This is a genomic window from Spongorhabdus nitratireducens (assembly GCA_947387575.1).
Lineage (GTDB): Bacteria > Pseudomonadota > Gammaproteobacteria > Pseudomonadales > Endozoicomonadaceae > CANDOC01.
On record CANDOC010000010.1, the window covers coordinates 213,070 to 228,469 of the forward strand.

Consider the following 15,400-nt stretch of genomic DNA (forward strand, 5'->3'; position numbering starts at 1 on the left):
CTTAATTCCCCATTGAAAGGCAAAGCTCTGTATCAGAGTTAATATCAACTAATAAAGTTGTTTTCTGACCTTTGATTAAGTTGATGCCGAGAATTTGGCTATCGCTTACAGAAAGATGCTCACCATTATCAACAGAGATTGCTTTAGTTATATTAATGGGGTAGTCATTATCCTCTCCAATAGCTTTCAGCTTGAGTATTCCTGAAAGGTCTTTTTTTGCAGTCAAAATTATTTTGTATTTCTTATATGAAATGAAACTTCTGAAATTCACAACTGTTGAGTCAAAAACTTTTTGCTTTTTTCCTTGTCCTGCACCTTCAGAACCCGCACTTTTTCCTTTGCCTCCAGAGGGAGACTTTTCCCCTTTAGACGCCTTTTTCCCTTTCTTTCCTGAACTAGGCTTATCATCCTGTTCATTTGCAGAAGGCCTTGGGAGTTTTGCTGCAGTAACTTGGACTACTGCTTTCTTATTTCTACTTCTTTTTTCTCCAGTTTCTTGATCAGAGTTTTGGCCTGTCAGTTCATTTCCAGGTTTAGTGTTAGTACCATCATCTTCAGATGGTAAATATCTACCTAAGAAAGGAATGTCCTCCTCATCTTGAAGATTTTCACCTCGTACTTTTTTTAAGGTATTTCTCACGAAGGCATTTATACTATTTAGTACTTTTTTGGCTTCGTTCTTCTGTTCAGTAGACCAGTTTCTTGTTTCTTCTATATCCCAGCATTCATGAGTAGCTCCCTCAAGCTGAGCAAGATATTGATTACCATCCTCATTATCACAGATTAATACTGCTGCGAAGTTACTTAAAAGCCTGCTCCCATGGTGCTGAACAATAATACGAGGAGATCGCATTTTTGCCCATCTGTCTGGCATTGATTTATTTTCATTGTCTCTGTAAAGATAGAGTTTGACAGTGCCAATCTTTGCAATTTCTGTAGTAAAGGGTTCTCCATTTAGTGGAGAAACTAGGGCCTTATGAAAATAGACTGTTGAACCAAGCCCGCTTGTATATTCAGAATGATTTTGCTCGGAAAATGCTTCTTCAGCAGCCACTTTAAGATGATGGTCTAAATTTCCAGAAGATATTTCAGATAAAAGACAATCACTTTCTTTGAGCTTAACGACCAACTGATTATTTTCAATTGCAGCGAAAAAGTTCTCGAGAATAGAGTGCCTTATTGATTTCTCCCAGTCGCTACTATTGAAGCCAACAACCCACAAATCAGTACCGATGTTTTCTCTCAAAAATCTTTTGGGAATAGTGCTAGTTTGTCGTATGGTATTCCAAGATTTTCCATCTGTACTTTTTTCGCACCACCAACCCTTTGCTTGAGTGATTTCACTGCCCTCTGGGTGCGGAAAACTTGCCAGAATTGATTTAGCAATGAAAGCATTACCATCTGGTGTTTTTGTTGAATAAAAAACTGTTCGAAGTGCTGAGTGAGCAAATGGTGCTCGTTGACCTATGCCGTAAGTTCCACCACCTACCCCTTGTGCAGAACTAGAGCCTTGTTGCTTAAGTAATCGAAAAAATGGTTTTGTCCTATCACTATCATCGCCTACTAAGCCTGTAGTATTTTCATCTCCAATTCGGAGTACAGGTATAGTCTTCGAGTTTAATATTTTTATACCATTACGAAAGAACTCTTTTTCATTCCCGGTACCATCTTTCAACCCAGCTAAAACATAGTCCCTGCATGATTCAAAACATTTTTTGAACTGCTCTAAACCCGGGAACTCTTCTATAGGTAGGTGTATAAGTTCGAAGGTTGCTATTGCAGGTTTTCCTGAACCGTCACGAACATCACCAATATTCTGGCAGGTTTCTCTACCAAGTGCAGATGCTTTCTTAAAAGTCTGAATTCCAGACTCATTGAGTCCTTGCTCTTCTCCGCCTCCAAGCAGAGGAAAAAACCAATCTGACAAAGTGAATCTCCTTTCACTATAGATTACAGCTTAAAGCCTTCATCTTCGTTAGAACCATTGCTATCAAATCGAGCTTTCATCTCATCCAGAGACTTTTTAAGAGCTCCATATATTTTTTTTGCATCCTGATCTGTGTAATCATAATTACTTCTATTTGATAGATTTCCAATCAGCTTTATATCTTTTAATGCTTTATTTACGCGTTTCTCTGCCAATTCCTTGAACTTTTTTCTATCTTCTTCTCTAGCCATAAATGCCACCATATGTACAATATAAACAATAGTACACATAACAAAAAAGACTGTCAATATATTTTCGTATATATTGAAAATGTACGAAAATATATTGAGGTAAACATAAAAAAGCCCCGCGGCGTGAGCGCAGGGCTTAAATATCTATTTAAAGCTAATAATCCTTAGAGCAATTTATTCCATAGACTAAACAGTACATTAGATATATGCAGAGCCAAATAAGGTGGTACAGCATTACCAACCTGAGTTCTCTGCTGCGTAGGCTTTCCTTCAAAAAAGTAATTGTCTGGAAATGTCTGTAGCCTTGCCGCTTCACGCACTGTAAGGCTTCTGCATTGAACAGGATCAGGATGGATGTAGTAATGTCCGTCCTTTGATATATGGCAGGTAACAGTAGTAGATGGACTTTCCGCTCTTTGGACTTTGAATCGGTCTACAAAAGATTGAGTATTTTGATGATATGGCTGGAGGCCAGCCTCCTTTAAATGATCAATATTTACCCTGTCTGATATCCTGCACTTTTTCGACAGAAAATCTCTTGCCTTCATAGCGTCGAAACTAGGAAATACTGACCGTATTTTTTCCTGCATATCTTGGTATGCAACTGCATAGCAGGCAATATAGACATACCTTGCCAAGTCTGTATCCATGTGACCACGGGAATAATGGTTTATAGCTGGTAGCCCTTTGGACTTAGCTTTATACCAGTTACTTAAAAGCTCAGAGCTTGGCTGACCTGACTTCCATTGATAATCGCCTAGAGTAAAAGGAGGTTCTTTGTCGGCAGTTAAGGTACTAATTTTTCTTTCAGTTTCGGATAAAAGCTCAGTTATTCTATGTTGAAGCACTTCTTTCAACTTATCTGACAAACATCTGTCATCTATTTTTAATTCTTCATTTTCAGACATGAGATTACTGATAGATTCTAGAGACAAAGTAGAATCAGGGTGCTCAATATCTGAAATAATGTCTCTAATCAGCTGTGGTACCAATACCTTCCATTTAGCTTCAGATTCACTGGCTTTAACACTTTTTTTCTTCCCTCCTAATTCAGCCATTGAGCTCAATGTACTGAAAAGAGGTGGCAAGTCATTAATTGCAGTTCCTACTGAAACCGCATGATTCTCGGTAGATGGCAGCTTTGCATTACTTAAAACAGCCTGCTTTGAGAAACCCTCCAAAAGGTCCTCCCTTATACCGAGCAATATAACTCTATCTCTGTGCTGTGGAACACCATAGTCAGAAGCTCTGAGTAAGAAGTCTCTTGGGTCAATGCGGTCTAAATCTTCAATTTCACCGTCATAATAACAATCTTTGCCAGGTACAAGAGAAGTAATTGTATATTTCTTACCAGAGGTATTTGAGCCCAAACTTTTACTAGGGTTATGAAGCTCTGAAACAACCCTTTTCCATACTGGCTCTTTTGTTCCATTTTCAGAAGAAAATTGTGCTGAAAGCATACCTCTGACATTTTCCATGACGAAAAATGCAGGTTCATTCTGATTAAGAACCTTCAGATATTCCTTATACAAAGTAGCTCTGGGGTCTCTATCGAAAACATACTCGCCACTTTCATCACAAGTGTAGCTTTTAACATTACCACTACGCCTGGACCGACCCGCATTAGAGTAAGCCTGGCAGGGAGGGCCTCCCACCAGGATAAAATCATTCTTGGAAGCCTCATTGTTGTTAAATCGTCTTAAAGCGATCGCTATGTGCGGGGTTATATCACCTGAGTTAGAGGTATTTTTGCCACCTCCAAGCTCAAAATGCTTAACTTCTTCACGAGCATGCAAAGCAGCATTAAGTATGTCATCTAGCTCATCAGAATAGTCCTTAGAAAAATTTTGCCACCGATCTCTTAATGAACCTGCCAGTAGAGTTTTAAATTCAGAGTCAGTCTTATAGTCTTCAAGCTCAACGTGAAGAATATCCGCCAATATGTAAGCAGGAGATTTCTTCTCGTTATTTGTCTTTGCCGTTACATAATCAATATAGATTTCAGGAGGGCAGTCATACTTTTTGTTATATATAAAGAAACGCAGAAAAGCCCTCATACGTAGAGTATGAAAGGCGGACTCTTCTTTCTCTGCAGATATAATACTTCTGAATGGATAGAAATCTTCGCCCGAGGTAGCAACTGAGAACGATGAAAAGCCCTCACTTAGGCCGCCTGGCCCTGCGAATATATCCACAAATGGGATTGACTGATGCATATAAACCTGACTGATAAAATCTATAGCAAGCAGCATACCAGGTAACCCATTACAGGCCAATATGACAGATACAGTAGATAGTGCAACCCGTTCACAAAACATGTCCAGAATCAGGAGCAAAAACACAAAACCTGAATTACTCGTTCGAAAGTATCTATTTTCTTCAGGTTTCAGATACTGCCTGAACGATCGAAAATTACCAGGCCGTCCAGATATAGTTTTGCGTAAGTATAAAGCGGTAATCTTTGTCCATGGCTGCTTCTGGCATCATCATCAAGGCTGCCGACTGGCATATTCTCCAAGAAGTAGAACAGGATTCTGGCAGAAAAAATTCTCTGGCAATGTAAGCAGGGACGAAAAAGTAAAACAAGCATTATTAGAGATCGACTGGAGAGTTCTAGTCATCTGGGAGTGTGCAACCAGATCCAAAAAATGCCTAGATTATTTTGCAGAGGTTGAGAGCTGGATAAAATCATCAAGTTCATATTCAGAAATATCTGCATCAGATGAGTTGTAGAAGTTATATGCCGCCGGCTCAAGTAGTGAGACCAGCGGCAATAGAGGTTTTGCTACTGAATTTCCAGCTTCTGCGCTTCCTGAATCTTCACTTTCCACGCAGCAGGGCCAGTGGTGTGAACCGATTCACCTTTGCTGTCGACAGCAACCGTTACCGGCATATCCTTAACATCAAACTCGTAGATGGCTTCCATTCCCAGCTCAGGGAAGGCCAGCACTTCTGCATTTTTGATCGCTTTGGACACCAGATAGGCAGCACCACCCACCGCCATCAGATAGACGGCTTTGTGCTTTTTGATCGCTTCGATAGCAGTCGGGCCACGCTCAGACTTGCCGATCATTCCCAGCAGGCCGGTCTGCTCCAGCATGGTATCGGTAAACTTGTCCATTCGGGTTGAAGTGGTCGGACCCGCCGGGCCAACAACTTCGTCGCGTACCGGATCAACCGGGCCAACGTAGTAGATAAAGCGGCCTTTCAGATCGACCGGCAGTTCTTCACCGTTGGCCAGCATTTCGGTCATCTTCTTGTGGGCAGCATCACGACCGGTCAACATCTTGCCGGACAGCAGTACGGTTTCACCCGGTTGCCATTCCAGTACATCTTCCGGAGTGACTTCATTCAGGTTAACCCGACGCACATTGTCGCTGGCTTCCTGAGTAATTTCCGGCCAGTCTTCCAGGCTTGGCGGTGTCATTTCATGAGCACCGGAGCCATCCAGTACGAAGTGGGCGTGACGGGTAGCGGCACAGTTCGGAATCATCACTACCGGCAGGGAAGCAGCGTGGGTCGGGTAGTCGAGGATTTTGACATCCAGCACAGTGGTCAGACCACCCACACCCTGGGCACCGATACCCAGATTGTTTACCGCATCAAAGATTTCCAGACGCAGCTCTTCAACCCGGTTCTGCGGACCGCGCTCACGCAGCTCGTGGATATCGATATGCTCCATCAGAGACTCCTTGGCCAGCACCGCTGCTTTTTCTGCAGTACCACCAATACCAATACCCAGTACCCCGGGCGGACACCAGCCGGCACCCATGGTCGGTACGGTTTTGACAATCCAGTCCACCAGGCTGTCGCTGGGGTTCAGCATGACCATCTTGGTTTTGTTTTCGGAGCCGCCACCTTTGGCTGCTACGGTTATATCCACGGTATCCCCGGGTACCACAGACATATGAATGACAGCCGGCGTGTTGTCCTTGCTGTTTTTACGCAGACCGGCCGGATCGTGCAGGATGGAAGCCCGCAGCACATTGTCCGGGTTAGTGTAGGCACGACGAACCCCCTCGTTCACCATATCTTCTACACTCAGGGTGCTGTCCCACTGCACATTCATGCCGATTTTCAGGAATACGGTAACAATACCGGTGTCCTGACAGATCGGGCGCTTGCCTTCGGCACACATGCGGGAATTGATCAGAATCTGGGCCATGGCATCCTTTGCCGCCGGCGATTCTTCTTTCTGATAAGCGGAATAGACCGCATCAATAAAATCTTTGGGATGGTAACAGGAGATATACTGCAGAGCGTCAGCAACACTTTGAATAAAGTCCTGCTCGCGAATTATGGTCATGGTGTACTTGTTCTCCATGATTTGTTATGAGATTTGCCCCGGCGCCGATTATATCAGTCTATGGAGCAATGGTTTACATGGATTTATCAGACCAGGCTGATATACACCCTGAAGTGCTTTCCAGTGGGAAATAAAAAACGACCAAAGAGCCTGAAAATCTGAAATAAGCGACCATAATCACCTATAAAGATGCGATCACCTTGGTTATGATGCGAATCAGCCATGAACAAGAATGATACAAGAAGAGATGGGCATGTCCGGTTCAGATACTGAAACAATACCCTGGGTACAGTATGAAGGCCGGCAGTATCCGGTTAAACCGGGTCAATCGGTACTTGATGCCTTGCTGGAAGCAAAGGTCCGGGTGCCGTTTTCCTGTCGTTCCGGTCTGTGCCATGCCTGCATGATGGAGACCACCCAGGGACTGGCACCGGCTACAGCACAATCGGGACTGTCAGCAACCGAGATCAGGCAGGGGGCTTTTCTGGCCTGCCAGTGTCATCCCCGAAATAATCTTGCCATTCGCCGCCCTGACCGGCAGCAGCAGACTGAGGCCATTGTTACCGAAATCAAGGAACTCAGCCCTACAGTCAAGGCTTTGACTATCTCTCCTCGTAATCCGCTGGACTATCACCCGGGGCAATATCTTTCAGTCTGGCAAAACAAGCATGAATGTCGTGATCTCTCCATTGTTTCGCTGCCGGAAATAACCAACAACATCACCTTTCATGTTGAACGCCATATCAGCAGCCCGTTCAGCCGCTGGGTTCATGAGGAACTGAAGCCCGGGGACAAGCTGACAGTCGGTAATGTTCGTGGTGCCAGTCATTATCATCCCGGAGATACCAATGCTCCGCTTTTGTTTGTCGGATTCGATACCGGTATCGGTGCGCTTTATGGCGCGGCACAGGATGCCATTCGGCAGAAGCACCGTGGGAATATCGAGATGCTGCATGTGACCAATGCAGCGATTGATTTATATCTTGAGCGGGAAATGAAGTATATCGCCGGATTAACCCGTAATTTTCAATATCATCCGATAACCGGAATCGATCGGGTTGATAACACTGTTTCATATCTGGAAAATTATCCACAACTGCAACGGGCTGATATTTTTATCTGCGGTACCGAAGCTCACACCCAGATTGTTGCTGACTGGCTAAGCCGGCAGCAGCCATCAATTGATCGTGTATTCTGCGATCCTTTCCACCATAAGTCAGATAACTGACAGTCACTCACATAAAATAAACAAGGGTTGCACTATGAATGCTCCTGTAAAAACGACACTTGAAAATAATATTCTGACGATCAGTCTGAATCGCGAAGAAAAGAAAAACGCGCTTACCCAGGAAATGTACACAGCACTGGTCGATGCACTGGAAAGTGCATCCGCGGATCCTGAAGTGCGTGTCGTATGCCTGACAGGTTCAAAGGATTGCTTTACTGCCGGCAATGACATGATGGACTTTTTCCACAACCCGAACACCAGCATGGACAGCCCGGTAATGCAGTTTATCCTGGCTGCAGTCTCTTTTGAAAAGCCCTTGATTGCGGCTGTTAATGGCCCTGCCGTGGGGATCGGTACGACCATATTGATGCATTGTGATCTGGTATATGCCGGGCCTGATGCTCTTTTCCAGCTGCCTTTTGTCAATCTGGGTCTCTGTCCTGAAGCAGGCTCCAGTCTGTTGTTACCCAATCTTGCAGGTTATCAACGGGCTGCAGAAATGCTGTTACTGGGCGAATCGTTCAGCGCAGAACAGGCCAGAGAAGCAGGCATAGTCAATCGCGTGGTTGATGATGTCCAGGGCTATGCCCGACAACGCGCCCAGGCTTTGGCTGCACAACCACCTGCAGCGATTCGATTGGCCAAAAAGCAGATGAAGGAGCCGTTGCTTAACCAGCTGAAGGAAACTATTGCCAGTGAAGGCCAGGCTTTTGCTAAGGGGCTTCAGTCGCCTGAGGCTAAAGAGGCTATTGGGGCTTTTCTGCAGAAAAGAAAACCGGATTTTTCCCGATTCAAGTAATCCTGAATTTTTAGGTCACAGAGCGTTCTGCTTTTCATAGAACGCTCTTTAAATAACATGCTATTTACTCTGCTAACGTATTATTGCCATTCCTTGTAGAAACAGAGACTTTATCTATATTACTAGTTTTAAAAACGTAAGACGTGAAAACTGAAATGCGTAGAATAATAATGGTTATATTCCTATGCGTAATAGTATCGTCATCTCCTTTAAGCTATGCCAAAAAGCACTTTGTAATTACTCATAGAAACCAAGTCATTTCAAAAGGCTGGACTCATTTTGAAGGAAGAGGCAAAAGCCTTACACTTATCAATGATGCCATTCTAATTAAGCCCGGTACTCGAAGAGAAAGATCCAGGGTGATATTTATACAGGTCAGGCACTACAATCAATACAGCCCCGGATTTTCAGGCCCCCTGACAGATCAAGTTATTGAGCTTACCTTAAGCTTGAGCGCAGGGTTTGAAGTTCACCCATGCGATAGCGATCCGGAACAACTGGATTTTCGACATGAAAAATCATTCGATTTTTTTGAGTATTTAAAATGGTTAAATCATGATAATCCAACAATCGTTACATATTGGATAAACCACATTAAAGATCGATCGAAACGTGGCGATTTTTGGTATCCTGACGCTGACCTATATGACTTTGTTTATTTTTCAATAAAAAATAAAGGCGTTACATTGCACGATTTTGACGACCTTCAGAGAGGAGCAAAAAAAGCTATCACCGACGATAAGAGCTCTACAAATTGGAACAGTTTTATGCCTTGTTTTGCAGTAGGACCTCGTAAGATCAGAATGGACGTCAGAAAAAGATTACAATCTCCTGAAAGCGACTCTGTCCTTGATGCAGTGGAGCTTACCCAGTTTCATGAATCAGGGTCTGGAAATTCGTTTCTGACGATTTACTTTTCAAAGAAACATGATGCCCAATTTTTTTCGCATACTACAAGAGCCGGTGCTGTTCTACGTGTAAAAGGCGTTTCAGCAGCGACCCATCGACAAGTCAGAACCAATGAATCTCATAGACTTCACAGCAACGTATTAAGGCTACTGCTATCCCCTATACTGCAAGAAACTCTACTGCAAAAAACTTTTCCTTCAGCTACTAAGTGAACTGCTGACCCAGCCAAGAAGGCCATCCAGCAACATAATAGACTCAATATCTGCAGAGGCCAGATCAAGCGTTAAACCCAGATCGGCCTCCAGTTGCACAATCATTTCCATCAAATCTACCGACTTTAAATGCTCTAGCAGCAAGCTATCTCCAGACAGACTATTTATGTCGACACCTTTATGTTCCATAAACCGATAAACCAATTCTCTGACCTGGTTCATTTAGACTCCTCCTGCTCTCGGGTCGCTGCCTGCAACCCGGCAATATCCACTTTTCCGTTGGCATTTCTGGGAAGCGTATTCATCCAGTAGATCGCTGACGGCAACATATACGACGGCAGTTTATTCCCGCACAGTTTTAAAACCTGCTTCAGATCGGCTGTTTCTGACGACTCTCCTGAAACCCATACTACAACGCCTGATGCAGCCCCCGTCAGCTCATCTACCGGCCAAGGGATAGCAGCTAGCCAGCTACATTCCACCAACTCTCTGATGACGCCTTCAATCTCGGATAGTTCAATTCTGTAGCCATTGATTTTGACCTGAAAATCATTACGGCCATGAAAGATCAGTCCCTGAAACTGACTGTCGGAGGCAATATCTCCAGTCTTATACCATCGATTAAACGGATGGCCTGTCACAGTTTTTTCTACAAATGTCTGTCCGGTTTTTTCTTCATCCTTCCAATATCCTGCTACCAGCTGACTACCGGCCAGATACAGTTCACCTTCTTCACCTGAAGTCACTTCTTCACCCGATTCATTCAGTACTACAGCCCCCTGTCCGTCAAAGGGCAGCCCAATGGGCATCACCGCCTGATCAGGAACCTGATTTCTGTCGAGTTCATATGAAGTAATCGCGATAGTCGCTTCAGTGGGCCCGAACAGATTGATAACCCGACTGTTTGGTGCGGTCGCTCCCCAGGCAACAGCCATCTCGACAGGCAGCGCTTCGCCACAAAAGAAACTGAGGCGAAGACTGGGCAAATAATCCGGCTTGAGCCGGTTAAAGCGTTTGATAAAACCCAGTGTGGAGGGTACCGAGCCCCAACATGTCAGTTCATGCTTGCGTACAAAGTCAGACGGACAAAGCAGAGCCGTTTCCGGCACTACATACAGACAGGCTCCGGCCTGCCAGCAACTAAAAATATCATTGACCGAAACATCAAAAGCCAACTCATAGATCTGGGTACAACGATCTTCAGTCGTCAGAGGCCAGGTTTGCTGCATATGGTCAAGGAAGGCCCCAACATTGCCGTGGCTGACGCCGACCCCCTTGGGTTGACCTGTAGTACCGGAGGTGAACAGCAAATATGCCAGATCCTCTACTTTCAAGCTTTGGGGAGCAGACCAGCGTTCAGGAGAAGGCAGCTCATCAGCCAGTACAAACTTATGCTTTCCCTTCAATTCTTCCGCCCAAGCAGGAAGCCGGCCCCTGCAACCAAGCAAAATGACCTGGCATTCATATTTGACCACAGCCAGCAATGCCGCAGCTTTTTCTTCACAGGCAGAATCAACACATAAGGTGCGAATACCAGCCCGGCCCACAATGAAGTCAAGACGCTCAAGCGGAAAACGCGGATTCAGAGGAACATAACAGCTCCCGGCCAACAACACTCCCAGCAAACTGCAGTAAACGCTGGATGTACGGCTGGCAAAAACACCAACTTTCTCACCTGCTCTCCCTTCTCCGGTATCAGGCATTACCTGAGCCAGAGAACAGGCCTGCTGCAATACCTCCTGATAAGAAAGATATTCACCTTCAGCCCATAAAGCGGGTCTGGATTCATACTTTTTAGCAGCACTGAGAACTCTCCCGCCAAGAGTGGCCTGGAAATCCATATCGCTCTTATTCATCTTGATCTGTTCATTAAACCAGTACAAAAAATGAATGGAATGCAAAGCATAGCGTTTATTTATGCACTTATTATTAAGAATTACGCTCTTTGCCACACCGGCAGGAACTTGTCGGCCTTATGGTCGATCATTAAAAGAACATTTTATTAAATGAGTCCTGCCGTGATCTCAGACAGCAATTTAAAGCGGGTGTTACCCGCCATGAGTGCAATTTTCGTCGACATTATGTCATTCGGTCTTGTTACGCCGATGATCGTCGCTGCTTTTGCTGAAGATATCTTTCTGGCAGCAAGCCCTGATACCGTTCGGGACCTGGCTCAGGCCATTGCATTTGCCATTTTCCCACTGGGTATGTTTTTAGGAGCAGCCGTTCTGGGAGACCTCAGTGACCACTGGGGACGTAGAAAAACCCTGATGCTGTGTATGGTCGGACTCCTGTTCTCATTCGGGCTGATGGGGGTCTCCATGGCTTCTGGATTGGTATCCCTCCTCTTGCTTGGCCGGCTGTGTGCCGGACTGATGTGCGGAGCTACGGCTATTGGTCAGGCCAGTATCATCGATCTCAGCACTGAAGATACCAAGACTCAGAACCTATCCCGCATTACACTGGCCAATGTCTCCGCTCACTTTCTGGGCCCCGGCATGGGTGCGGCCCTGGCCGGATTTGGTCTGTACTGGCCTTTTGTGGCCATCAGCGCACTGGCACTGGGATCCATGATCTGGATTTATCTGAGACTGGAAGAAACGGTAACAACCAGAGCCCAGGAACCTGTTGACTGGTTACTTCCGGTCCGAACTTTCCGAGCCGCTTTTAATAACAGGAATATTCGTCGCCTCAGCCTGTGCCATATCCAGTTTCATACCGGTAACTGTATGGTGTATCAGTTCTTTTATATCTATCTGGCCAGTCACTACCACTACTCTCCTGTGGAGCTGGGCCTGTTCAGTGCAGTCTGTGCCGGTAGCGGCGGCATGATTGCCATCCTGTGGCTGTTACCCTGGCTGCAGAAGCGGTATACACCGCGGATACTTACAATAGCTTCACTATTCTGTAGTGCGATATTTTCAGTCTTGTTTGCTTTGGACTTCTCTATAGCAGCTCACTGGATAATTGCCTTGTTATGGTCCATGGCCATTGTGGTGGCTTATGTATCAACGCTGGCTCTCTTTAGTGACTGTGCCGACAGTGAAAGTCAGGGTTGGGCGATGGGCATCGCATCCTCCCTTTTTGCTTTCTCCTTTATTCTGGGAGGTCTCAGCGCCTCACTCCTGACCCTGCTTGGTGTTAACAACCTGATTATCCTCGGCGGAGCTTTCCTGGCAGGAAGCGCGCTAACGCTAAAACTGTATGTTCCCGAAAAGCTCTGCCCTCAACCCGACTCAGGCCAATTGACGTGAAGGAGAAAAAATACCTGAACGGAAACTGAAAAGGGCAAATAACAGAGCAATCATTGAAGTAGCCATTAAATATAACGCCGGAGACCTGTAGTCTCCGGTCACTTCAATAAGTGACGTTGCTATCAGCGGCGCTGTCCCACCGAAAAAAGAAAAACCCAGATTATAAGCCAGCGCAACACCACTGTAGCGAACACTGGTCGGGAACAGGTCAGCCAACATGGCCGGAATAGTCCCCGTCACCAAGGCACAAGGGATCGCAATCCCGAAAGCGGCTGGGAGTTTACTGGCCGAGCCACTCATCAACCAATGCAAAAACAGAGGTGACCCCACCAGTACAAGCAAACTCAGTGCAATAAAAAGAGGGCGCCTGAACTGACCATCCACCAGCTTACCTATCAGGCACACAGGGGATGACAGCATATAAGCCAGTGCCAATATTCCGGCAAAATGGCCGGGATCGAATTCAACATTTCGGACAATAAATCCCTGCATGTACTGGCCATAAAAGATGACGGCCGAACCACAGAAGGCCACCATAATGACACCCAGCAGCAGCTCACGGGGGTATTTCACCAGTACGGTTCTAGCCGGAATGGATTCCCTTTGCTTTGTCTGTTCCAAAAGCTTATACAAACCACTTTCATGACACTGGCGACGAATCTGATAGCTGACAAATCCCAGACAACCACCAAAAAGAAACGGAATACGCCAACCCCAGTCATGCATCATCTGTTGCCCCAGCACACTGGAGAGCAGCCACTGAATAATGCAGCACAGAGCCAGCGCATTCAGCAGTGCCATATAGAGCACGCCACAATAGAAACCCCGTTTTTCAGGTCTGGCTTCCGAGATATAGGTTATAGCGCCGGGTAATTCCCCCCCTAAAGAAAAGCCCTGCACAATTCGCAACACAATCAGCAATACAGGAGCCAGCAAACCAATCTGACTGTAATCCGGAAGGATACCGATCAGCGCTGTGGACAACGCCATCAACAGAACCGTCGTTGCAAATGTCTTTTTGCGGCCATAACGGTCACCCAGATGACCAAATATCAGCCCGCCTAACGGGCGACCAAAATATCCTACAGTGAAGGTTGCAAAGGTCAGTAATAAGGAAATGGAAGGATCATCAGCAGGGAAAAAGTGTGAAGCTATATGGTTCGCCATAATGGCGTAAATACTGAAATCATATAATTCCAGAAACCCTCCCAGTGAAGTAACAGCTACCAGTTTTCGTACCGAGGTCGATTGTCCTTCAGCCATACCTGTCACTCTTGTAGAACAGAATGTAAACCTGGAATTTTGTTATTACGTGTTTAGGGGCTGTTGACAATCTAGACAGGGAAGGGAAAAGCGTAAAGGGAATTAAAAAATAACAGGCCTGAAAAATAGAGATTCTACTTCGCAGGCCTGTTTATCAGTCAATGATTAACGAAACATTGCACTGATTGATTCTGCATTGCTGATACGACGCACAGATTCAGCAATCAGAGGGGACATATCCAGCTGACGGATACGATCAATGGCCTGTGCTTCCGGAGTCAGCGGAATGGTATTGGTCACAACCAGCTCATCCAGTACAGAGTTGGCTACGTTTTCCAGCGCACGGCCGGACAGCACAGGGTGGGTGCAGTAAGCGTAAACCTGCTTGGCGCCGTTCTCTTTCAGAGCGTGGGCAGCCTGACACAGGGTACCGGCAGTATCGACCATATCGTCGATCAGAACACAGGTACGGCCGTTAACGTCACCGATAATGTTCATCACTTCAGCACGGTTCGCTTCCGGGCGACGCTTGTCAATAATGGCCAGTTCTGCATTCAGCTGCTTGGCAACAGCACGGGCACGAACAACACCACCGTGGTCCGGAGAAACAACCATGATATTTTCGAAATTGCGACGCTCGATGTCGTCCAGCAGAATCGGTGTTCCGTAGATGTTGTCTACCGGAATATCGAAGAAGCCCTGGATTTGATCTGCATGCAGGTCAACGGTCAGTACGCGGTCAACACCAACGCTGGCAATCATGTCAGCAACAACTTTGGCACTGATCGGTACACGGGTGGAGCGGGGACGACGATCCTGACGGGCATAACCAAAGTACGGCAGTACAGCAGTTACCCGAACAGCGGAGGAACGACGCATGGCATCTGCCATAACAATCAGTTCCATCAGGTTGTCATTAGTCGGAGCACAGGTGGACTGAATGATGAATACATCCTTCCCCCGTACGTTTTCCTGAATTTCTACAGCGACTTCACCGTCACTGAAGCAGCCGACAAATGCCTTGCCCTGGGGAATATGTAAGTGATCTACAACCTTCTGGACAAGTTCCGGGTTGGAATTACCAGAAAATACCATCATCTTCGACACGGTGGTGACCCTGTGCTTTATCAGCCGGTTTAGAGTAAGAATATAGAGTCAGAACGCGACGGTTTCGTATGGCTGGGGTGGCAGGACTCGAACCTGCGCATGACGGGATCAAAACCCGTTGCCTTACCACTTGGCGACACCCCA

At 45.9% G+C, this 15,400-nt stretch carries 13 protein-coding genes and 1 tRNA gene; 5 read left to right on the forward strand and 9 right to left on the reverse strand.

The window, feature by feature from the left end:
• Position 1: 1 nt before the first annotated feature.
• From ACYZZ0_RS18320 to ACYZZ0_RS18330, 3 genes are all read right to left on the reverse strand, one after another.
• On the reverse strand, positions 2–1,927 hold the full coding sequence (locus ACYZZ0_RS18320; RefSeq protein ID WP_461538097.1) for a hypothetical protein: 1,926 nt from the start codon (positions 1,925–1,927) through the stop codon (positions 2–4).
• A gap of 23 nt (positions 1,928–1,950) precedes the next feature.
• Complete coding sequence (locus ACYZZ0_RS18325) at positions 1,951–2,178, reverse strand: hypothetical protein (RefSeq protein ID WP_461538098.1); 228 nt, start codon at positions 2,176–2,178, stop codon at positions 1,951–1,953.
• A 164-nt stretch (positions 2,179–2,342) separates the two neighbouring features.
• Complete coding sequence (locus tag ACYZZ0_RS18330) at positions 2,343–4,430, reverse strand: DNA cytosine methyltransferase (RefSeq protein ID WP_461538099.1); 2,088 nt, start codon at positions 4,428–4,430, stop codon at positions 2,343–2,345.
• A gap of 25 nt (positions 4,431–4,455) precedes the next feature.
• Between ACYZZ0_RS18330 and ACYZZ0_RS18335 the strand changes: the two genes are divergently transcribed.
• The gene (locus ACYZZ0_RS18335; protein WP_461538100.1) at positions 4,456–4,911 is read left to right on the forward strand and encodes a very short patch repair endonuclease; all 456 of its coding nucleotides are present in this window, start codon (positions 4,456–4,458) and stop codon (positions 4,909–4,911) included.
• Positions 4,912–4,963: 52 nt separating this feature from the next.
• Here the strand turns inward: ACYZZ0_RS18335 and ACYZZ0_RS18340 are convergent, their stop codons facing one another.
• On the reverse strand, positions 4,964–6,484 hold the full coding sequence (locus ACYZZ0_RS18340) for a fumarate hydratase (protein ID WP_461538101.1): 1,521 nt from the start codon (positions 6,482–6,484) through the stop codon (positions 4,964–4,966).
• Between the two features lie 232 nt (positions 6,485–6,716).
• Here ACYZZ0_RS18340 and ACYZZ0_RS18345 point away from each other — a divergent pair, with 232 nt between their 5' ends.
• From ACYZZ0_RS18345 to ACYZZ0_RS18355, 3 genes are all read left to right on the forward strand, one after another.
• Complete coding sequence (locus ACYZZ0_RS18345; protein ID WP_461538102.1) at positions 6,717–7,712, forward strand: 2Fe-2S iron-sulfur cluster-binding protein; 996 nt, start codon at positions 6,717–6,719, stop codon at positions 7,710–7,712.
• Between the two features lie 34 nt (positions 7,713–7,746).
• Positions 7,747–8,511 (forward strand): enoyl-CoA hydratase, encoded by a 765-nt coding sequence (locus ACYZZ0_RS18350; protein ID WP_461538103.1) that lies wholly within the window; start codon positions 7,747–7,749, stop codon positions 8,509–8,511.
• A 143-nt stretch (positions 8,512–8,654) separates the two neighbouring features.
• Complete coding sequence (locus ACYZZ0_RS18355; RefSeq protein ID WP_461538104.1) at positions 8,655–9,632, forward strand: hypothetical protein; 978 nt, start codon at positions 8,655–8,657, stop codon at positions 9,630–9,632.
• On the opposite strand, the gene ACYZZ0_RS18360 is transcribed toward ACYZZ0_RS18355, so the two are convergent.
• Both ACYZZ0_RS18360 and ACYZZ0_RS18365 read right to left on the reverse strand, forming a co-directional pair.
• The gene (locus ACYZZ0_RS18360) at positions 9,618–9,854 is read right to left on the reverse strand and encodes a hypothetical protein (protein ID WP_461538105.1); all 237 of its coding nucleotides are present in this window, start codon (positions 9,852–9,854) and stop codon (positions 9,618–9,620) included. The two genes, ACYZZ0_RS18355 and ACYZZ0_RS18360, sit on opposite strands and share 15 nt — an antisense overlap.
• Entirely contained in the window at positions 9,851–11,488 is a 1,638-nt protein-coding gene (locus ACYZZ0_RS18365) for an amino acid adenylation domain-containing protein (RefSeq protein ID WP_461538106.1), read from the reverse strand. The genes ACYZZ0_RS18360 and ACYZZ0_RS18365 overlap by 4 nt, the downstream gene beginning before the upstream one ends.
• 201 nt (positions 11,489–11,689) lie before the next feature.
• On the opposite strand from ACYZZ0_RS18365, the gene ACYZZ0_RS18370 reads away from it, so the two are divergent.
• Positions 11,690–12,886: an MFS transporter gene (locus ACYZZ0_RS18370; RefSeq protein WP_461538107.1), complete on the forward strand. Its 1,197-nt coding sequence runs from the start codon at positions 11,690–11,692 to the stop codon at positions 12,884–12,886.
• Here ACYZZ0_RS18370 and ACYZZ0_RS18375 read toward each other — a convergent pair.
• The 3 genes from ACYZZ0_RS18375 to ACYZZ0_RS18385 form a co-directional block, all read right to left on the reverse strand.
• On the reverse strand, positions 12,869–14,149 hold the full coding sequence (locus tag ACYZZ0_RS18375; RefSeq protein ID WP_461538108.1) for an MFS transporter: 1,281 nt from the start codon (positions 14,147–14,149) through the stop codon (positions 12,869–12,871). The two genes, ACYZZ0_RS18370 and ACYZZ0_RS18375, sit on opposite strands and share 18 nt — an antisense overlap.
• A 165-nt stretch (positions 14,150–14,314) precedes the next feature.
• The gene (locus ACYZZ0_RS18380) at positions 14,315–15,256 is read right to left on the reverse strand and encodes a ribose-phosphate pyrophosphokinase (RefSeq protein ID WP_461538109.1); all 942 of its coding nucleotides are present in this window, start codon (positions 15,254–15,256) and stop codon (positions 14,315–14,317) included.
• A 69-nt stretch (positions 15,257–15,325) separates the two neighbouring features.
• A tRNA-Gln gene (locus ACYZZ0_RS18385) sits at positions 15,326–15,400 on the reverse strand.